Below are 19,554 nucleotides of genomic sequence, written 5' to 3' on the forward strand. Positions count from 1 at the left end.
TTGCGGGCACCACAACTTGGAGTGAGGGACCTATGGACACCATTCGCAAGATCCCTGCATCGATGTTGGCCGGCATGACAGCGACCACGCCGTCCGACGACCCGTTGTCGAGGGGGCGCCGCTGCCTCCTGGCCGGTTCGCGCGGAGGGCTCGCCCGGCTTCCGGCGGTGCTCGCAGGAGCCATCGAGCGGGCGCTCGAATGCCAGCGCGATGACCGGCCGTTCCCTGCCGGTACGGCCGGGGAGGTGCTGAGCGCCGCTGAGGACCTGCTCGGGCCGGTCGAAGTGCCCACCGAGGGGATCGGCACGGACGCGGCGTTGGAACGACTGGCCAGAGTGCTGGCGGAATACGGACTCGACCTGTCCCATCCGCGGGCGGCGGCGCACCTGCAGCCGCCGCCGCTCTTGGTGGCAGTTGCCGCCGATGCGCTGGCCAGCATCAGCAATGCGTCGTTGGATACCTATGATTCCGGTCCGTCTGCGATTGCCGTGGAACGCTGGTTGATCGGGGCGCTCGCCCGGATGGCCAAGCTGGGGCCGAAGGCGGACGGCGTCCTCACACCGGGCGGCTCGATCTCGAATCTCATGGGCCTGCTGCTGGCGCGCGACCGGGCCGCCCGGCGACGCGGAGTGGACATTCGCCGCGATGGGGTCGGGGCGCTGCCCGGTCCTCTGGTGCTCTGCTCGGAATGTGCGCATTTCTCGGTCCAGCGGGCCTGCGCCGCCTTGGGATTGGGGGAAGGCGCCGTCCGCACCGTCCCGACGGACGGAGGCCGGCGGATGTGTGCTCGGGCGTTGGGGGGCCTCCTGCGCGACCTGGCTCCACGCCACACGCTTGTGGCGGTCGTTGCCACCGCGGGCACGACGGACTTCGGGACGATGGACCCAATTCCGGAGATCGCGCCACTCGCCGCGGAGTATGGCGTCTGGCTGCACATCGATGCCGCGTACGGCTTCGGCGCCTTGTTCTCCGAGCGCCTGGCGGATCGGCTGGCGGGTCTGGAGCGAGCCGACTCGATCACCGTAGACCTGCACAAGCTCGGCTGGCAGCCGGCGGCGGCGAGTATCTTGCTCGTGTCTGACCACGCCGCGTTCGCCCCGTTGGACCGCGAAGTCGCCTATCTGAACCCGACCGATGATCAGGCGGCGGGCTACGACGGCCTGCTCGGCCGTAGCCTGCAGACGACGCGCCGGCCGGATGCGGTGAAGGTCGTCGCCACGTTGCTGGCCTACGGCCGCCGGGGATTGGGGGATATGGTCGATGCCTGCCACGGCTTGGCCTGCCGCGCGCAGGAGCGGATCGAAGCCGAACCCAACCTGGAACTGGTGTCGCCGGCCGAGCTCACGACCGTCGTGTTCCGGTACCGGTGCACACATCGGCACCGGGGGGATCTGGCCCAGATCGAGGACGACATCAACGGCGAATTGCGGCGGCGCCTGCTGGAGCGCGGGATGGCGCTGATCGGCCGCACCGCGGTGCGCGGGCAAGGGCCCGATTCACCCGAGCGCGTCTGCCTGAAGCTGACCCTGCTCAATCCCACCGCCTCCCCGCACGAGATCGACCACCTCCTCGACGCGGCGCTGGAGGCGGGCCGGGAGTGTGAAGAGGAGCGGCGGCTGTCAGCGATGGATCGGGTCATCACGGAGGACCCGGCCGGGGATCGGCGCGAGCATGATGTCATCGCGATCGGCTGCGGGCCGTTCAACCTGGGGTTGGCCGCGCTCGCGTCGACCATCACCGGGTTGGATCTTGTCGTCCTCGAGGCGCGCCCCGAGCTGCGGTGGCATCCCGGGTTGATGTTCGACGATGCCCGGCTCCAGCTCAGCTTCCTCGCCGACCTGGTGACGCTGGTCGATCCGACGCACCCACTGTCGTTCTTGGCCTACCTCCGGGACGTCGATCGCATGTACCCGTTCTACATCCGCGAGCAGTTTCATCCGACCCGCGTCGAATACGAGGACTACCTCCGGTGGGCGGCCTCCCGATTGCCGGCCGTGCGGTTCTCGCACCGGGTCGAAGCGGTTCACTGGGACGAAGCCCGGGAGCGGTTTGTCGTTGAAACGACGCGTGGCGACGGCGCGCGGCTCGCCCTGGCGGCCAAACATTTGGTGATCGGCATCGGCACCGAATCGTACGTGCCCGAGGCGTTGGCCGGACTGCCGGCGGACAGGCTGGTGCGCGCCGGAGACTATCTGGACCGCCGGAGCGAGGTGGAACGCGCATCGCATGTGACGGTGGTCGGCGCCGGGCAATCCGGCGCCGAGATCATGGTCGATCTGCTGACGCAGAATCTGGCCGGCGGGCCCGCCGTGAGCTGGCTGACCCGGACGCGGTCGTTCGCGCCCCTCGACTACACGAAGCTCGTCCTGGAGATGACGACGCCGGCCTACGTCCGGTACTTCCATCGGTTGCCCCAGCCGGTGAAAGACCGGCTGGTCGCCGAACAGTGGCAGCACTACAAGGGGATCTCGACCGAAACCCTGGAGCAGATCCACGACCTGCTGTACCGGCGGCGGCTCAAGCTCGAATCGTCCCCGGTCGACCTCCGGTGCGGTGTCACGATCGAGTCGGCCCGGCAGGACGGGTCCGGCCGGCCGGTCCTGCACTGTCGCCATCGCGACACCGGGGCGGTCTTCCCGCACAGCACGGATCTCGTGATCGCGGCGACCGGGTACCGGCACCGCCGGGCGTCCTTTCTCGGCCCGATCGAGGGGAGGCTGCGCCGAGACGAGCAGGGGCGCTACAAAGTCCGACTCGATCATTCCCTGGAGCTGGCCGACTCGATCAGCGGGCGCATCTTCGTCGCCCACGCGGACCTGCACAGTCATGGCGCGGCCGCGCCGGATCTCGGCATCGCGCCGTACCGCAATGCCGTCATTCTCAATGCCATCGTGGGGCGAGAAGTCTACCGGCTCCCGATATCAACGGCGTTCAGCACCTTCGACGCCCCGGGGTCCGACACAGGAGCGTTCGTTTCGGCGCATCCAGGAGAAAGTGCGGTGCTTGCGCCGGCTTGCGACTCCGCACCTAGGCACGCCCTGCGCAGGACAGCCGGCGATCCCACACGTTCGGGCGCGTGTCGAGCATGACCCTCAAGCTCCTGCTGGTGCTGGTGACCGTCATCGCGGTGGTCGGCGACAGCTTGCTGGCTCCGTTTTATCCGCACTACTTTGCGGACGTGTTCGGCCTGCGCGATCCGGAGCACGTGGGCTTCTACATCGGAGCCTCTTGCTTCACCGTGATGGCGGCCTTTCCGTTCTGGGCCTGGGTCGCCAGGTATCTGCCCGCGCTGCGCCTGCTGGTCTACACCCAGCTCGCCGCCGGACTTCTGTGCCTGCTGTCGTATGGCGCCGGGTCGCTCCCGATCTTTTGGCTGATGTCGCTCGGGATGTTTACCTTCAAGGCCAGCTACCTGCTCATCTATCCCTACCTGCTGAGCGAGGAGGCCAAGGACCGCCATGTCGGCACGATCGGGTTGCTCTCCGTCATCGTGCACCTTGGAGGCATCCTCGGAGCGTTGCTCTCCGGCCTGGTCCTCCAAGTATTGGAGCCGCGCCATCTGTTCCTGGTCATGGCGGCCTGTGACCTGACGCAGGCGCTCATCTGCCTGCCGTTGGCAAGAGACCAGCAGCGCGGCGCGACCGGTCGGGCAACCGAGTCGCTCCGAGCGCCAAGCCGGGAGCCGAGAAGCCGGGCGACCGTCCTCGTCTACCGTCTCGGTGCGGTCATGCTGCTCTTCTATTTCAGCGCGTTTCTGACCCGGCCGTTCTTTACCCTGTACTGGGAGTCGATGTCCGGGCTGGACAATCGCCTGGTCGCCGGCCTGGTCTACGCGATTCCGGGAATCGTGGCCCTGGCGGCGCTGTGGCTCGGGGCGCGACGGGGCGCGGGTGACGAGGGCCGCCACAGGGTCGTCACGGCCCTTCTCGCGGGGCTGCTCGGGAGTCTGCTCCAAGCCTCTCCCCAGGAGCTGCTCGTGCTGATCGGGCGCGGCATCTTCGGCTGGGCGCTGTTCCAGGGGGCCGTTCGTCTCGACCTGCTGTTGTTTCAGCGGAGCGATCCCGAGCGCTACGCGACCGACTTCAGCAAGATCCACGTGTTTCAACAGCTCGGCGTCCTCTGCTCGTCATTCGCGGCCGGGTCGCTCGTGACAACCCATGGCCTTCGGGCGCCGTTTGTGGTCGCGTCGGTCGGATTTGTCGCGACCATCTTGTTGTATCGGTGGCTCTTACACCCTGGTGCGCAGCCGGCGGTCAGCAGGGTGACGGCCGCGTTATGAGCCACATGTTGCAGGAGGAAGTTCACGAACCGGAGGAACCTATGCGAAGACAGGACCCATGTTTTGAGAAGGATGTTCCGGCTGTTGGTCGGTTCACGCTCCGGATGCTGGATGTGCCGGATGACATTCCGCTGGTGCACCGCTGGGTCACGCATGAGCGCGCCAAGTACTGGGGCATGCAACAGCAGTCCGTCGATGACGTCGAGTCGGCCTATAGGGAGATTCTGAGGCAGCCGGGTTCATCCGTGTTCCTCGGGTTTCACGACGACGAGCCGGCGTTTCTTGTCGAGCGCTATCACCCGATGGAGGACGTGGTGGGTCGCTATTACGACGCCCGCCCGGGCGACCGGGGCATGCATATCCTGGTGGCGCCGACAGACCGGCCGATCGCCCAGTTCACCTGGCATGTCTTCACCGTCGTCATGGATTTTCTCTTCAGCGAGGACTCGGTGGAGCGTATCGTGGTCGAGCCGGACGTCAGGAACGAGAAGATTCACCGGCTGAACAGGCGTGCCGGCTTCGAATACCAGGACATCATCCAGTTGCCGAAGAAGACCGCCTACCTGGCATTCTGTACGAGAGCCCGGTACCAGACTGCCCTCAAGCGGAACGGCGGCGAACGAGGCTGGGCCCCCATGTCCGGCGCGGACACCGGCGTTTCGCATCTGACTCCGGGCCTGTGGTCGACGGTCAATGTTCTTCTGGTCCGAAAGATCATTCGCGAGTTCGCTCACGAGCTGCTGCTGGAACCGCGGCGCACCGGCTCGGAAGGCGGCTGGGAACACTATGTTCTGGGCACCGACAGCCCGGACATCGAATATCGGTTTCGCGCGAAGGTGTTGCATCTGGAGCACTGGCACATCGACGCGGCCTCCATCGAAAAATACGCCCGCGGCAAAAGGGCCCGCCTCGATGCCCTGAGCTTCATCCTGGAAATCCGCCGGCTCATCGGCATCGACCCCGCCATGCTGCCGACCTATATGGAAGAGATCACGAGCACGTTGTATGGCGGCGCCTACAAGCATGCCAACCAGGAGCTTGGCGCGGTGGAACTCGCCCATGCCGGGTTCCAGGATATCGAACGAGGCATGGCGGAGGGGCATCCTGTATTCGTCGCGAACAACGGCCGCATCGGCTTCGACGTGCGGGATTATCGGACCTACGCGCCGGAGGTCGGAGCGGACGTTCGGCTCGTCTGGCTGGCCGCGCACAAGAGCCGTGCGACGTTCGCCTCCGCCAGCGACCTGAGCTATGGGGATCTGATGCAAAAGACGCTCGGCGCGCCAACCGTGCAGGCCTTCACCGAGATCCTGCGGCGGGAAGGGTTGAATCCGGACTCGTACCTCTTTTTCCCGGTTCACCCGTGGCAATGGGAGAACAAGCTCGCCTGTCTGTTCGCCCCCGACCTGGCCTCTCGGAAGTTGCTGTATCTCGGAATCGGCGAAGAGGTCTATCGCGCGCAGCAGAGCATCCGCACGTTCTTCAACTTTACGCGTCCGGAGAAACACTACATCAAAACCGCGCTGTCCATCTTGAACATGGGGTTCATGCGCGGGCTCTCCTCCTCTTACATGGAGACGACGCCCGCCATCAACGAATGGATCCATGCCCTGATCGAGGGGGACTCGTACTTGCGGGACAGCGGGTTCGGGATTCTGCGCGAGGTCGCGTCCGTCGGCTATCGGCACCCGCATTATGAAGCGGCGGTCACCGGGGACAGCCCCTATAAGAAAATGCTGGCTGCGCTCTGGCGCGAAAGCCCGGTGCCGCGCTTGGCGGCGGGAGAACGGCTCATGACGATGGCGGCGCTGTTGCATCGGGACCGTGACGGCGTCGCGCTCCTCCCGGAGCTCATCCGGGCGTCCGGCGTGGGCGCGGAGCAATGGGTGCGGCGATATCTCCGCTGTTATCTGGCTCCGCTCCTGCACTGCTTCTACGCGCACGATCTGGTGTTCATGCCGCACGGGGAGAACATCATCCTCGTGTTGCGGGACCATGTGCCGGTCCGCGTGGTTCTCAAGGACATTGCGGAGGAATCGGCGGTCCTCGACGCCCGGGTGCTGCCCGAGAAGGTCCGCCGCCTGTCGGTTTCGGTTCCGGAAGAGATGAAGGTGCTGTCGCTCTTCGTCGACGTGTTCGACTGTTTCTTCCGCTACCTGGCCGAGCTGTTGTGGGAGGAGCGCCTGTGTTCCGAGACGGGCTTCTGGCGGCTGGTGGCGGAATGCGTGCTGGAGTATCAATGGAAACATCCGGAACTGTCGGAGAAGTTCCGGCGCCACGATCTGTTCGCTGCAGAATTTCGGCGCTCCTGCCTCAACCGGTTGCAGATCGCCAACAATCGCCAGATGATCGATCTGGCGGATCCGGCGAAGAACCTGCAGTTTGCAGGGACGCTGGCCAATCCGATCGCGCCGTTTCGCTCGACCGGGCGAGAGGACGGCCACATCCGGGAGTTCATTGATGAGCCGACAAGCGTAGTGTGATCTGACGGAGCGAGACGGGGTGCAATCCGCGACGCTGCGCCGAGTTTCGCCGAGGTCCCGGTTCGCTCGATATTGAAAACCGCTCTCAAAGTGGGCTAGGATCGCCCTATCCCAATTCGTGAAGCGGCCGGAGGGTCTCGAATCCCGGAGCCCATTTTCCAGAATGGAGGGGAACGAGACCATGGCCGGATCGCCCGTCGCCGTTCAAGAGCCTGTCGCTGCCTCGGCGGAGGTCGGCGCCGCCCCGCCGCCCGCCTCCACTGTGCTCCGGCATCCGCTTCGCCGACTGTGGTTGCAAACCCACCTCTACCTCGGCCTGGTCGTCGGCGGCCTCTTCGTGCTCGTCAGCCTCACCGGCAGCCTGCTCGTGTTTTATAAGGCCATCGACGGATGGCTCAATCCGGATCTGCTCCGCAGCCGGTCTGCGGGCGAATCCCGCCCGCTCAATGACATTGTCGCAGCGGCGCGGGCCGCAAGACCGAATGGAGGCGGCTTGGAGCACATCCGGCTTCCTGACCATCCGGACGATACGGTCCTGGTCTGGTACACGATTCCGACCCATGACCCGGAAGAACCCCGCTGGATCGAAGTTCGGATCGACCCGGCGACGGCCGAGGTGTTGAGCCCCGGCCGCGAGTGGGGCGGCACGCTGGTGTCGTTCATCTACGAACTGCACGAATCGTTGCTGATCGACAAACCAGGCCAAACCATCGTGGGCTTCCTCGGCCTGTTCCTGCTCGTCTCAGTCGGCACCGGCCTCTATCTCTGGTGGCCGAGCCTCGGCCGGCTGCGACAGGCGTTTTCATGCAAACCCGGTCGGAGCGTCATTCGGTGGCATTACGATCTCCACAAGCTCAGCGGTTTCTACAGCGCGATCATCCTGGCCGTGCTCGCGTTCACCGGCGTCTATCTGGAGTTCTCCGAGTATGTCGTTCCGCTGGTCAGAATCTTCTCGCCGGTGCAGGAATTTCCCAAGAAGGGCGACCTGCGCTCCAGTCCTCCCGCACCCGGCGCGCCGGCGCTGTCCGCCGAGCAGGCGGTGGCCCGCGCGCGGGAAATTGTTCCGGAAGGGGAACTCAAGTTTCTTTCGGTCCCGGACCATCCGGAGGGCGTCTTTCGAATCGGGCTGCGCCAGCCCGGCGAGGTGCGGGAATCAGGCGGGCAGAGCCAGGTGTGGCTCGATCAATACAGCGGCGCGGTCTTGAAGGTCCGCGACTGGCGGAACTTCACCGCCGGTGATACATTCCTGGCCTGGCTGTTCCCCCTGCACAACGGCGAGGCCTTCGGATTGGCGGGACGATGGATCGTGTTTGCGAGCGGCGTGATCCCATTGGTCCTCTACGTCACGGGACTTCGCATGTGGTGGCTGAAGCGGCGGGCCCATCAACGGCAGCGGGCAGGAACAGTCGCCTCGGTCGCGCAGGAGCGCTTCGCACATGATTGACCTGATCGGGTTGGGCCTCGTGGCCGGCGTCATCCCGGTCTATCTCGGCATCGGCGTCGCCCTGGCGCTCGGCAAGATCCTGCCGCGATCCTGGGAGGGCGCCTTGATCGGCGTGGCGACGGGCGTGTTGGCCTACCTCTTTTTCGACCTCATGCACGAAGCCGTGGAGCTGACCGGCGCGCGGGATGGAGTCTCGTGGGGCGTGTTTCTGGGTAGTCTCGGCATCAGCTTGATCGGCCTCGTCGCGTTGGAATCCAGCCAGATCCTTGGGACCGGATCAACCGGCCGCCTGCTCTCGCTTCCGTACATGATCGCCGTCGGCATGGGGTTGCACAATCTGGGGGAAGGCTTGGCGATCGGCGCCAGCTATGCCGCCGGGGAGTGGGTCCTCAGCGCGCTGCTCGTAACCGGGTTTGCGCTCCACAACGGAACCGAAGGGTTCGGGATCGTTGGGGCTGCCGGAAAGGCTCCGTTGCCATGGCTCGATGTGTGGTGGCTTGGCCTGTTGGCCGGCGGTCCCACCTGCGTCGGCACCCTGTTGAGCGGGCAGGGCCTGTCTCCGTATTTCTCGATTGCCTTCTATACGCTCGCCGCCGGCTCGCTGCTCTATGTGATTCTGTCGCTCACCGCGATGTCCTACACGGCGTCGCGTCGTCTCCAAGTCGCCTCCGGCGTCTTTGCCGGCATCAGCCTCATGTATGTCACGGCCATGGTGCTGACCCTCGTGTCGGGCATCCGCAGCTAATTCGTATCGAAGCCCAAAAAAAGGTCTGTACTTTTCCGACGGGAATCCCTATACTCTTTAGTTGAGACGAGTTCTCAATATCAAAACTAGATGTGCCGCGCCGTTTCGACGCGCGCGGCGGAGAGGCCGGAGTCATCGATGACCGGAGCCCGAGCGTACCAGGTACGCCCGGGCTTTTTTGTTGGAGCAGCGGTGACAAGACAAAGCCCGGAGGAAAGGAGTTGGACGATATGATTGCCACGACACATTGTTTCCGATGCGGAGGTCTCTTGGTTCCGGACTATAGCGGCGAAGGGTATGCCCGTCTCACGATCCTGAAATGCGTCAATTGCGGGCGAACGCCGCCGGGCGGCGCGAGCGAACCCTCAAAGGCGGCTGTTTCCCGATGGGCCAATTCAAGGCAGGCGAGGCAGATTCCACGGCATCAGTCGCGGATCGGCCGCCCCGCCCCGCCGTTTCGGCTTATGGCGGTGATGAACGGGGAGCCGATGTACCTGCACTCGACTCGGTATCGCCGGCGATGGGTGGTCCTGTGCTTTCCCGGACGGCTGGGCCTGATGGAGCGGATGGTGCTCGACCGCCAGGAACATCTGTTCGCGCGGGCCGACACGGCGTTGCTCGTGGTCGCGCCCGACGATCTGGTTGCCGACGACCCCTGGGCAAGGACCTCCGGGCCGCTTTCGGTCCCGTTGTTGATCGATCCGATGAAGCGATTGGCCCGCCTGTACGGCGTCAAGCACGATGTGGTGGCAGGCCGATGCCACACCTTCGCCATCGATCCCGACAACCACGTCAGGTTCCACCATGCGCATCCCCTGACGGTCAGGAGCATGGAGGCGCTGCGACGGCGCCTCAGCCCGCGGGACGTGGGAACGGCCCGCCGTATCGTGATGAGCCGGTGAGTGACAGGAAGGTCTGGTGATCATCCGACGAGAGCGGCCGATCAAGGGATGAGCGAGCGTTCATGAGCCTGACGTCCCAGGACATCGAGCGGCTGTTTCACGAGTGCCGGCAACAGTTGATCCGGTCGCTCTATCGCATCGTCCGCTGCGAAGATGCGGCCGCGGACCTGGCGCAGGAGACCTATTTGCGCCTGGTCAGCCTGGCCCCGACCACCTCCGTGGCCTATCCGCGCGCCCTGCTGTTTCGGACCGCCGCCAATTTGGCGATCGATTACCTGCGCCAAGGCCAGGCCAGGCGGCGGACGGGCGAGGCGCTCGAAGCGGCGGCGGACGTCCCCTCGGCGGCGCCCCCCGCCGATCGCGCTCTGTTCGACAAGCAGCGGCTCAGAATCTTCCTGGATGCCATCGACAGCCTGCCGCCTCGCAGCCGGGAAGCTTTTCTTTTGCATCGGGTCCACGACTGTTCCTACCGGGCCATCGCCGCCAAACTGGGCGTGTCCGAAAGCGCCGTGGAGAAATTGATCATGCGGGCGCTGCTCCATTGCCGGCGGGCGTTGCAACAACGCCAGGCGGAGTGACATGAGGGACTGGCACCCTCATCCGTCAGAGCCTATACTCGCCCCATCCCGGAATCTGTCCGGCAGTCCCAGTGGGTGCCCCGCGATCATGCCGACCTCCGACGAACGGCCGCCATTCGATCCGCCGCTCGGCGAGGAGCCGACCCCATCCGATGAGGCGCTCGCTTGGTTCACACGCCTGAGGTCCGGCCGCCTCTCGCCGGAGGAGCGGCGAGAATTCGACCGGTGGCGGCAGAACAGTCCGGGCCATGCGCGGGCCTTCGACGAGGTCTGCGAGCTGTGGGACGATCCGGCGCTCAAGGCCGCGGCCTTGGTGGCGGACGAGCGCTCGCCTTTCCTTGGTTCAACGGCCCCACCGCGACGACGCCGGCTCACGCGGATGCTGCAAGCGGCCGCGGTGGCCGCGCTTGTGATTGGCCTCGGCCTGCAACTGGACCTTCCGACTCGCCTGACCGCCGACCAGCAGACCGCCGCCGGCGAGCGGCGCACGATTCAACTCCCCGACCGCTCCACGGTGACGCTGAACACCGACAGCGCCTTGGCCGTGCAATTCAACGCGGCCACCCGGCGCGTGCGCCTGTTGAAGGGCGAAGCGTGGTTTCAGGTGCAACCGGAGGAAGGGCGGGCGTTCATCGTGGAAAGCGGGCGGCTCCTGACCCGCGCCGTGGGAACCGAATTTCTTGTTCGGGAAGAACGGCAAGGGGTCCGGGTCACCGTCGTCGAGGGTATGGTGGAGTTGGCGCCGAACGGACCGGCTTGGGCGCCGCTTCGCGTGGAGGCAGGCCGGCAGGTCTCCGTCGATGCGGGCGGTCCCGGGCCAGTGCGCGAGGCGGATCTCTCGACTGCCACGGCCTGGCTCAAGGGCCGCCTCGTGGTCGATAACGTCCGTCTGGGGGATCTGGTCGGGGAACTGCGCCGGTACCATGCGGGCGCCATTCTCGTCGTGAATCCTTCCATCGCCGACATCAAAGTCAGCGGCAGTTACACGCTCGCCGATCCCGCCGGCGTGCTCACGACGTTGACGCAGACGCTGCCGGTTCGAATGGCCCGCCTCACGAATCGCCTCGTCATCCTCTTCTAACCCTGGATTCAGAAATTTTTTCATCCGCACGTGAGGGACGGTTGTTTCCTTCCGTCAAGGAGGAGTCGCGGCGATGGGTCGTCGCGCTGCAACCGGAAGGGAGAAGCCATGTCGAGACGGGGATGGAGCTGCAGGTCGGGGTACGGGTGGTGGCCATGGACGGCGCCGGCGGCCATGGCGCTGGCGCTGACGATCGGTCAATCGGCGGCTGCGGCGCAGCCTGCCGCCTCCGGCCAGGGCGAGCGGGCGCCGGTTACCTTCGACATCGCTGCCCAACCGCTTACGTCCGCCTTGCATGCCTTTGCGGAGACGACCGGGCTCCAGGTCAGCTATCCGGCGGAGCTGGCGGCCGGCGTCAGCTCACCGGGCGTCGCCGGCCGCTATGAGCCGGAGGCGGCGTTACGAGCGCTCCTGGCTGGCACGGGATTGACCTATCGGTTTACCGATGCCCACACGGTCACGCTCGTGGAGGGCCAATCCGGGTCGATGATGACCCCGGCGCCGGCGACTCCGCGGGAAGGGTTGGCGGTACCCGAACCCCCGCGTGGCGGGGCCGGTTCGCCCAGGTTCAAGGCGATCAAGGTGCCGGAAATCGTCGTCCGCGAGAGCAAGGAAGTCGGCTACAAGACGGATGAGGAAGTCTCCTCGCCGACGAGACTCCCGGGGCCGGTCCGCGATCTGCCCCAGTCTGTCGAAGTGATCACGCGCAAGCTCATGGACGATCAGAAGGCGGTTCGCATCCAGGACGTCATCCGCAACGTCAGCGGCACCTTCATCAGCTCGACCGGAGGAGGGCGGCAGGAGTTCATCAATATCCGGGGGATCACGAGTTTCGCGGATCTGAACATCTTCAAGAACGGATTTCGGGATGACAGCGGGTTTGCGAACCGGGTGTTCAGAGAAACCGCCAATCTTCAGCGGATTGAGGTCTTGAAAGGACCGGCTTCCTTTCTCTATGGCCGGGCCGCGCCAGGCGGGATCATGAACCTGATCACCAAGAAGCCGCTAGAGGAGCCGTACTATTCGGCGGACCTCATTTTCGGCAGCTACAATCTCTATCGCCCTTCGATCGATGTCTCCGGTCCGCTCAACGCCAGCAAGTCGTTGCTGTATCGATTCAACGGTCTGTACGAGAGCGGCGGCAGCTTCCGCGACGGAGTAAAACACGACCGCGTCTTTGCCGCGCCGAGTTTCAGTTGGACCCTGGGATCGCGGACTCGCCTCCTGTTCGACATGGAATATCTCTACGACGATCGCGTGATCGATCGCGGTCTTCCGGCCATCGGCCGTGGGGTTGCCCCGGTGCCGATCTCGACCTTTCTCGGCGATCCCAACCGCCGGACCGAGTTTCACCAGGGGAAAGCCTTTCTGGTCCTGCTCCATGAACTCTCGAACAACTGGACCTGGCGGACGGGCTTTCGCACCGCGATCGCCAGCGAAGCATATGATTCGATCGAGCAGACCGGAAACGCGACGGCGACCGGCAACATCGGATTAGTGCGGTTCGAGCAACCGACGACGGCGCAGAGTCATTACTTGCAAAACGAAGTCGTCGGGGTCTTCTCGACCGGGTGGTTGGGCCATCGCCTGCTGGCGGGTGTCGAAATCGGACGCGAGCGCCTGGATCAGACCATCGTTCGAACCGGCTTCGGCACCACCAACGTGTTCAACCCGACCCGGGTCTTTACGCCGACGACGGCGGCCGCCAACATCTTCGATGGGTACGGCGTGGCGAATTTCATCGCCCCATACCTCGTGGATCAAGTCGCGCTGCTCGACAATCTAAAGCTCTTTCTGGGAGGCCGGTTCGACATCTTCAAGCAGGAGGACGTTCAAGGAGGGGTCTCGACCGCGAGCGTCTCGGAGAACTTTTTCAGTCCGATGCTGGGAGTCAACTATCAACCGGTGAAACCCGTGTCGCTCTACGCGAACTTCAGCCGCTCGTTCGCGCCGCAGTTGGGCGCCATTACGCAAGACAATCAGGTCATCCGTCCGGCGACAGGGACGCAATATGAAGCCGGAGTGAAAACCGAGCTGTTTGACGGTCGTCTGTTCACCAATCTGGCGGTCTTTCAGATCACGCAGCGCAATCTGGCGACGTTCGATCCGACCGATCCAACCTTTCGGTTCTCGCTGCCGACCGGCGAACGCCGCAGCCAGGGTGTTGAGTTGGACGTGGCCGGCCGGGTGATGCCGGGCTTGGACGTGATCGCCACCTATGCCTACATTGATGCAGAGAATAGGTCCGACGATTCGGTTCTGGGCATCGCATCAGGGAATACGTTGGCCAATGCGCCGCTTCACAGCGGGAGCCTCTGGGGCACCTATACGATTCAAAGCGGTCCCCTCCGCAACTTCGGCGCCGGCGTCGGCTTCTATGCCGCCGCCAAGCGCCTGGGAGACTTACAAAACACGTATGAGATGCCGGGTTACGTTCGCTTGGATGCGGCGCTGTACTACCGGAAACTCGAGGTGTTCAAACGCACGAACCTCACCGCCGCCCTCAATTTCCGGAATCTGTTGGATCACGAGTATTTCGAAGGAAGCCGCGAGAACCGCCGCGAAGTGTATCCGGGTGTGCCCTTCACCGTGCTCGGGTCGATCAGGCTGGAGTTTTATTAGAAGCGGTCGACGGCTAAGCGGTCACCCGCCAGCTTGGGAAGGAATGGGGGGCGTCCTTACAACGCGGCAAGAGAACTGAAGAGGCTATTGAGACCGCACTCAAGCTCTTGGAAACCCTCCCGGAACCGATGCAAGCACATCTGGCTAGTTTCTGGGAGGGTCTTCAGTTGTGCTTCGCAATCGCTTGCCCATTTTAGGAGAGTAGTGCTACGTTACGACTCAAATTGGGCTCTCTATAAGGAGACGGGATGAGCTTGAAAGAAACGATCAAGCCGATCAGTTACGTTAAAACCCACACTGCGGAATTGGTCCACCAGATCAATCACACCCGTCAGGCCGCCATTGTGACACAGAACGGGGAGCCACGAGCTGTTGTGCAAGACATCGAGACCTTTGAGCAGACACGACGGGCACTGTTGCTCTTGAAATTAGCCGCTCAAGGAGAGGCCGAAATTCGCGGCGGGCGCGCGGTGGATCAGGCGAGCGCCCTCGCCACAATCGAGGCGCGCCTCCGACGTGCCTAACCCGCATTATTCACGAAGGCTTCTACTGCAATCGCGGATACGCTGCTGCGACGGGTGTGCTCGCCACTCAGTCGGTCAACATACTGTTGCAAGTATGCCTCCCTCTTTCGCGGCTGCGCTTGCCCGTCTCACGACGCGTCTGCGCGGTTTCGTCACGAAGCATCGTGAATAATGCGGGCTAAGCGATACCGCGTTCGATGGTCACCGGTGGCCATCGAAGATGCCGTCGCCATTCTAGAGTATCTCCCACAACAGACCCCTGACACTGCTGACCGACTCTTTCAGAAACTACAACGTCGCGCCTAAAGCCTGGAGCGTTTTCCCGAGCGCGGAAGAATCGTTCCTGAATTGCACCAGATCGGCATAGACTTTCTCCGCGAACTGGTCATCTCACCTTATCGTCTTCTTTATCGCATCGATCACCGGGCCGTTCACGTATTGGCAGTCTTTGACGGACGCCGTAACTTGGAAGATCTCGTTCTCGAACGCGCTCTTCGTGCTCTCTAACCGACTCACTGACTGGGCGCCCCGCTGACGTTCCTCGGCTCGATCAGGCTGGGTTCGAGTAACCGAAGCAAGGGGTACGCCGCGAAGTTCCATGACGCCGCCGAGCTGCGATTCCGACCTCGGGGAATCCGTGCATGTCAGCGTGGGATGCCTACCGCAGGCGGCCCAGTTCAGTATCCGGCGATCATTTCCGTGTCTTCGCCGCGCCGAAGTGCTGCGGAGGTCTTGACAAGGGCTGGTCATAAATGATAACGAGAATACATATCAACTACAGGCAACGAAGGGGCAGGCAATGAACGCGAGCCGCTTTTAAGCATCGTCTCTCCGTATCGAGGCCAGCGATCATGAAGGTCGGAGCCCAGGGCGTAAGACGCGCCGTGGGCTTTTTTGTTTGCGTGCCGCAGGGACAACGTGATCGATCTGTGAGGCAAGAGGCGCTCGCCCGCCCTTGTTCCTGGAGGACAAGAGCCATGCTTCTCATTCGCATCTCCCTCCATGTTTGCGCGATCCTTGCCTGCGGAGCCTCCTGGGTGTCCGCTGAGACGAGCGACGTCGGCTTTTTAGTGGTTGCGCCGGATCGTGGCTATCTCGGGAACCAAGAGATCCAAACGGTGTTTGAGCAATTCAAGGAGCGGTATGCCCCGGCCTCCCTGGCTTTGGTTGGACGGGACTACAACGGAGTCGGCAGCGAATATTCCTCTTATCTGAGCCGCGCGGTCCAAGAATTGGCACGAGATGGGGCGGCCCGTATCGTCGCCATCCCGCTCTTCCTTTCGGAGGCGGATCCCGTGCTGCGAAAGGTGATCGCCCATCTGCCGGCCTATACCGCTGCCCGCGCCGTTCGCTGGGCTCCGGCCATGGCGCAGAGCTACCTCACCGGACAAATCATGCTGGATCGGGTGGAAGCCACGAGCCAGGATCCACAGCAGGAGCGCCTGTTCATGATCGGCGTCGGGGCGCCGGACGAGGCGGGGGAACAGGCCCTGAAAGCCGACCTGGGAAAACTGGCCGCCTATGTCTCCCTGCGGAAGGCGTTCAAAGAGGTCCAGGCGGTCGTGTATTACGATCGAGATGCCGCCGGAGCCGAAGACAAGAACAAGGCGGTGGACGCGCTCCTCATGCAAGCCGCGGCTAAGAAGGGACGGACGATCGCCGTTCCTGCCACACTGGGCCCCAAGTTCGACCACAGCATGGCGCTGACCAACTGGCTTGGCGACAAGTTCCGAGAAATGGATGTGGCGTACGTGAAAGACGAACTGCTGCCGCATCCGAATGTGCTGCTATGGCTCAAGAAGACCGCCAACCGGTACCTGCCGGCCTCCGCCGGTGAAATCGGCGTCATCGTCATGCCGCATGGAGCCACGCAGCCTTGGAACGATGCGGTCGAACACATCATCAACCCTCTCAAAACGCGCTACCCCCTGGAGATCGCCTTCGGGATGGGCGATGCGGAAATCATCCAGCAGGCGGTGACTCGGTTGGAGGATCAGGGCATCCGGCGCATCGTGTTCGGGCGGATGTATGCCCTGTCCCATCATATGGAAGAACGGATCGAGTATATTCTCGGGCTCGCGCCCGCGCCGGCGTCCCATGACCACGATCATCCGCTTCCGGCTCAGGTGCGGAGCGCGGCGCTCTTCGCCGGCTTCGGCGGCTATGAAGAATATCCCGGTGTCGCGGAGATCCTGCACCAACGCATCATGGAAGTCAGTCAAGAGCCTTCGACGGAAACGGTCCTCCTGCTCGCGCACGGCGACCGGTCGGAGGAAGGGAATGCCAAGTGGATGCACGTGATGCAATCGCATATCGAGCGGCTCAGGCAGGACCCTCACTGCGCCCGGCTCAGGGCGCTGCGCGCGGCCACGGCGCGAGAAGACTGGCCGGAGCTCCGGGACCCCGCGATGGCGGAAATCAAGGCCTCGATCAGGGAAGACGCCAAGCAGGGTCGGGTGCTCGTCATCGCGAATCGTTTGTACGGCTCCGGTCCCTACAAAAAACTGCTGGCTGATGTGGAGTACGTGCTGAATGAAAAGGGGCTGGCACACCCGTTACTCACCCGGTGGTTGGAGGAGGAGGTTGACAAAGCCGCCGCGGCCCTGGCTGCTCCCCTGGACGACGCCCCTCCCATCGCCGGACGGTAGATGCCGAGCCCCGTTCGTCGGATGGGACGGGGGCTCCACGGCTCCTCGCGGGGCCGTCATGCTGAACGCGCCCTCGCATGATGTCCGGGATCTGTCACCGGGCCGGCGGCACCGTCGCCTATCGAGTCGCTCGCAGTTTCCTGACTTCCTCCTCGCCGAAGGTGTGTTGGACGGTCGTCGCGGTTGTGTCGCCGAAATGCCGGAACGCTCCCTCGATCAGGAGCGGCGCCAGAGCCTGCAGATCCTTGCTCGGGCCGGTCGTCTGCGCATTACCACGCCAGAGCTCGACCACTGAACCGGTCGCGCGTGACTGGGTCAAGTCCGCGGCGATAAGGACCACTTGGGCGACATAGCGGGAAAATCCCGCGGACGCCGACGGCGAGACGGCCGTTCCATACCCGACGCCGCCTCCCGTCCCGGCAGGACTTCCCAGGGGCGGTCCGCCGGCTGATGAGGGCGCCGTGGCCGCCTGTTCGGTGACTCCGTAGGCGAGATAGACACCGAGCTTGGCTACCTTGGCGTCGGTTTCGCGATAGTCCCGCTCCGCCAGCTTGCGGGCCACGAGGCGCGCGTAGGTGGGAAAGGCCGGATCATGCTCCACCTCTCCCGTCGGGATCACCGCGAAGGTGATGTGGGGTGGAATCGGTTGCGTGCCGCGCCCATGGACATCCACGGTGACGCCCCCGGCGCAGCCCAGGCTCACCAACATCAACCCCGCCACCAGCGTTCGACACCCACGCCTCGTCATCGCGTCACCTCATAATAATAGAGAATGGTGGAACCACGTCGTATTTGGCCCACCATACGCCCCTGCGCAGGAAAAAGACATGCTTGGCAGTCGGACCGGACAGGTTGCGTCTTGGGACCCGGTGGCCTTTGTCGGGCGCACCAGACCGGCGTGAAGGGACATAGCCCTGTCGAAGATTAACCGTCATCCTCTCGTGCCCGTTCCCTTTTTTGCTTCGGTCATTGCTTAGCCCGATTCTTAGAGTGACGTGACCGGCCCGAGTGTGGTTTCTGTCTTCTGAAACGTCATATAGTGTAGCCTGCGGAAAGGAAGGGGCCTGGGTGTGCCCGGCGGCGTCCGCCTGCCGTCGGGAAACCGCAGCCCGTTTATGCCGATGTCTGAACGCCAGTTGAAACGCCGGGGGCTGACCTGGGCCATGGTGCTTGGCGCCGGCCTCGTGCTTACCTTCTTGATGATCGCCAAGCTCGGCACCAAGGCCGATGGCCGGTCCGGCGAGCTGGATGGAGCCAGGTCTGCGGTTCTCCTGGTGGAAGTGGCGCCTGTGACGGTCGAGCCGGTTGCGGAATCACTCAGCGCCGTCGGCACGCTTCAGGCCGTGGCCTCGGTCATGATCCGCCCTGAACTGGCGGGGTTGGTGCGGCGCATCGCGTTTGTCGATGGGCAGCGGGTCTCGGCGCAGGACCTGTTGTTTGAGCTCGATCAAGAGGAGCTTCGGGCGGAGGTAGGCCAGGCCGAGGCGCAGGAGAAGATCGCCCGGCTCACCTACGAGCGGCTGAAGCGTCTCTCCGGTCAACAAACGACGATCATTTCTCCCCAGCAGCTTGATGAGGCACGAAGCGCCTGGCAGGCGGCCGAGGCCAACAGCGTCCTGTACCGGACGCGGCTCAAGAAGACGATCATCCGCGCGCCGTTTGCCGGCACGGTGGGCCTTCGTCGTGTGTCTGCCGGAGACTATGTCGCGCCGGGGCAGGATCTCGTCAATCTCGAAGATCTGCGGACACTCCACGTGGACTTCAAGGTGCCGGAAGGGTGGCTGTCCAAGGTCGCCGTGGGGCAGCGGGTGGGGTTGCTGACGGAGGCCTACCCGGACAGGGTGTTTCAGGGCGAAGTCTCGGCGGTTGATCCGCGACTGGATGCGGTGAATCGGACGGTCCCCCTGCGCGCGGTGGTCCCCAATCCGGAGGGGGCGCTTCGTCCCGGCCTGTTCGTCACCGTCCGCCTGATGGTCCGGGAGGAGCAGGAGGCGCTGATGATTCCCGAAGAGGCGGTCCTGTTGAAACAGGGCCGGCCGTATGCCTTTCGCTACGACGGATCAGCCGCGCGTCTGACGGAGGTGATCCTGGGGGTGCGGCAACGAGGATTGGTCCAGGTCCTCTCCGGCCTGTCGGCGGGCGACCAGGTCGTTCGCACCGGCACCCACAAGCTCAGCGACGGGATGGCGGTCACGACCCAGGCGCCGGCGGAGTCCTAATGCGCCGCCTCTCTGCGTTTCATCCGAAC

General features: G+C 64.1%; 14 protein-coding genes. 13 read left to right on the forward strand and 1 reads right to left on the reverse strand.

The window, feature by feature from the left end; genetic code table 11:
• Positions 1–32 precede the first annotated feature (32 nt).
• The 12 genes from QWI75_RS03450 to QWI75_RS03500 all read left to right on the forward strand — a co-directional run bounded on the left by QWI75_RS03450 (position 33) and on the right by QWI75_RS03500 (position 17,306).
• On the forward strand, positions 33–3,089 hold the full coding sequence (locus tag QWI75_RS03450; protein WP_289267290.1) for a SidA/IucD/PvdA family monooxygenase: 3,057 nt from the start codon (positions 33–35) through the stop codon (positions 3,087–3,089).
• Positions 3,086–4,279 (forward strand): MFS transporter, encoded by a 1,194-nt coding sequence (locus tag QWI75_RS03455; protein WP_289267291.1) that lies wholly within the window; start codon positions 3,086–3,088, stop codon positions 4,277–4,279. Before QWI75_RS03450 ends, QWI75_RS03455 begins: the two co-directional genes overlap by 4 nt.
• A gap of 41 nt (positions 4,280–4,320) precedes the next feature.
• The gene (locus tag QWI75_RS03460; RefSeq protein ID WP_289267292.1) at positions 4,321–6,762 is read left to right on the forward strand and encodes a GNAT family N-acetyltransferase; all 2,442 of its coding nucleotides are present in this window, start codon (positions 4,321–4,323) and stop codon (positions 6,760–6,762) included.
• A gap of 181 nt (positions 6,763–6,943) precedes the next feature.
• The gene (locus QWI75_RS03465) at positions 6,944–8,206 is read left to right on the forward strand and encodes a PepSY-associated TM helix domain-containing protein (protein ID WP_289267293.1); all 1,263 of its coding nucleotides are present in this window, start codon (positions 6,944–6,946) and stop codon (positions 8,204–8,206) included.
• Complete coding sequence (locus tag QWI75_RS03470) at positions 8,199–8,951, forward strand: ZIP family metal transporter (RefSeq protein WP_289267294.1); 753 nt, start codon at positions 8,199–8,201, stop codon at positions 8,949–8,951. The genes QWI75_RS03465 and QWI75_RS03470 overlap by 8 nt, the downstream gene beginning before the upstream one ends.
• Positions 8,952–9,181: 230 nt before the next feature.
• Complete coding sequence (locus tag QWI75_RS03475) at positions 9,182–9,853, forward strand: redoxin domain-containing protein (protein WP_289267295.1); 672 nt, start codon at positions 9,182–9,184, stop codon at positions 9,851–9,853.
• A 62-nt stretch (positions 9,854–9,915) separates the two neighbouring features.
• Positions 9,916–10,431 carry an RNA polymerase sigma factor gene (locus tag QWI75_RS03480; RefSeq protein ID WP_370693543.1) on the forward strand — a complete coding sequence of 172 codons (516 nt, stop codon included), beginning with the start codon at positions 9,916–9,918 and terminating at the stop codon, positions 10,429–10,431.
• Between the two features lie 88 nt (positions 10,432–10,519).
• Positions 10,520–11,512: a FecR family protein gene (locus QWI75_RS03485; RefSeq protein WP_289267296.1), complete on the forward strand. Its 993-nt coding sequence runs from the start codon at positions 10,520–10,522 to the stop codon at positions 11,510–11,512.
• Positions 11,513–11,686: 174 nt separating this feature from the next.
• Positions 11,687–14,134, forward strand: coding sequence for a TonB-dependent siderophore receptor (locus tag QWI75_RS03490; RefSeq protein ID WP_289267297.1), 2,448 nt, complete (start codon positions 11,687–11,689; stop codon positions 14,132–14,134).
• Between the two features lie 248 nt (positions 14,135–14,382).
• Positions 14,383–14,658: a type II toxin-antitoxin system prevent-host-death family antitoxin gene (locus tag QWI75_RS03495; protein WP_289267298.1), complete on the forward strand. Its 276-nt coding sequence runs from the start codon at positions 14,383–14,385 to the stop codon at positions 14,656–14,658.
• Positions 14,659–14,967: 309 nt separating this feature from the next.
• Entirely contained in the window at positions 14,968–15,165 is a 198-nt protein-coding gene (locus QWI75_RS22635) for a type II toxin-antitoxin system RelE/ParE family toxin (RefSeq protein ID WP_370693612.1), read from the forward strand.
• 470 nt (positions 15,166–15,635) lie between these two features.
• On the forward strand, positions 15,636–17,306 hold the full coding sequence (locus QWI75_RS03500) for a sirohydrochlorin chelatase family protein (protein WP_289267299.1): 1,671 nt from the start codon (positions 15,636–15,638) through the stop codon (positions 17,304–17,306).
• 118 nt (positions 17,307–17,424) lie between these two features.
• Here the strand turns inward: QWI75_RS03500 and QWI75_RS03505 are convergent, their stop codons facing one another.
• The gene (locus QWI75_RS03505) at positions 17,425–18,054 is read right to left on the reverse strand and encodes a DUF4136 domain-containing protein (protein WP_289267300.1); all 630 of its coding nucleotides are present in this window, start codon (positions 18,052–18,054) and stop codon (positions 17,425–17,427) included.
• A 367-nt stretch (positions 18,055–18,421) separates the two neighbouring features.
• On the opposite strand from QWI75_RS03505, the gene QWI75_RS03510 reads away from it, so the two are divergent.
• Positions 18,422–19,525: an efflux RND transporter periplasmic adaptor subunit gene (locus tag QWI75_RS03510; RefSeq protein ID WP_289267301.1), complete on the forward strand. Its 1,104-nt coding sequence runs from the start codon at positions 18,422–18,424 to the stop codon at positions 19,523–19,525.
• The last annotated feature ends 29 nt before the right edge of the window (positions 19,526–19,554 follow it).

This window comes from Nitrospira tepida (assembly GCF_947241125.1).
Lineage (GTDB): Bacteria > Nitrospirota > Nitrospiria > Nitrospirales > Nitrospiraceae > Nitrospira_G > Nitrospira_G tepida.

What these genes read in the sequence shown, in the direction of transcription:
- QWI75_RS03450 (WP_289267290.1), top strand. Translation starts at nt 33, where the DNA reads ATGGACACCATTCGCAAGATCCCTGCATCGATGTTGGCCGGCATGACA.
- QWI75_RS03455 (WP_289267291.1), top strand. Translation starts at nt 3,086, where the DNA reads ATGACCCTCAAGCTCCTGCTGGTGCTGGTGACCGTCATCGCGGTGGTC.
- QWI75_RS03460 (WP_289267292.1), top strand. Translation starts at nt 4,321, where the DNA reads ATGCGAAGACAGGACCCATGTTTTGAGAAGGATGTTCCGGCTGTTGGT.
- QWI75_RS03465 (WP_289267293.1), top strand. Translation starts at nt 6,944, where the DNA reads ATGGCCGGATCGCCCGTCGCCGTTCAAGAGCCTGTCGCTGCCTCGGCG.
- QWI75_RS03470 (WP_289267294.1), top strand. Translation starts at nt 8,199, where the DNA reads ATGATTGACCTGATCGGGTTGGGCCTCGTGGCCGGCGTCATCCCGGTC.
- QWI75_RS03475 (WP_289267295.1), top strand. Translation starts at nt 9,182, where the DNA reads ATGATTGCCACGACACATTGTTTCCGATGCGGAGGTCTCTTGGTTCCG.
- QWI75_RS03480 (WP_370693543.1), top strand. Translation starts at nt 9,916, where the DNA reads ATGAGCCTGACGTCCCAGGACATCGAGCGGCTGTTTCACGAGTGCCGG.
- QWI75_RS03485 (WP_289267296.1), top strand. Translation starts at nt 10,520, where the DNA reads ATGCCGACCTCCGACGAACGGCCGCCATTCGATCCGCCGCTCGGCGAG.
- QWI75_RS03490 (WP_289267297.1), top strand. Translation starts at nt 11,687, where the DNA reads ATGGCGCTGGCGCTGACGATCGGTCAATCGGCGGCTGCGGCGCAGCCT.
- QWI75_RS03495 (WP_289267298.1), top strand. Translation starts at nt 14,383, where the DNA reads ATGAGCTTGAAAGAAACGATCAAGCCGATCAGTTACGTTAAAACCCAC.
- QWI75_RS03500 (WP_289267299.1), top strand. Translation starts at nt 15,636, where the DNA reads ATGCTTCTCATTCGCATCTCCCTCCATGTTTGCGCGATCCTTGCCTGC.
- QWI75_RS03505 (WP_289267300.1), bottom strand. Translation starts at nt 18,054, where the DNA reads ATGACGAGGCGTGGGTGTCGAACGCTGGTGGCGGGGTTGATGTTGGTG.
- QWI75_RS03510 (WP_289267301.1), top strand. Translation starts at nt 18,422, where the DNA reads ATGCCGATGTCTGAACGCCAGTTGAAACGCCGGGGGCTGACCTGGGCC.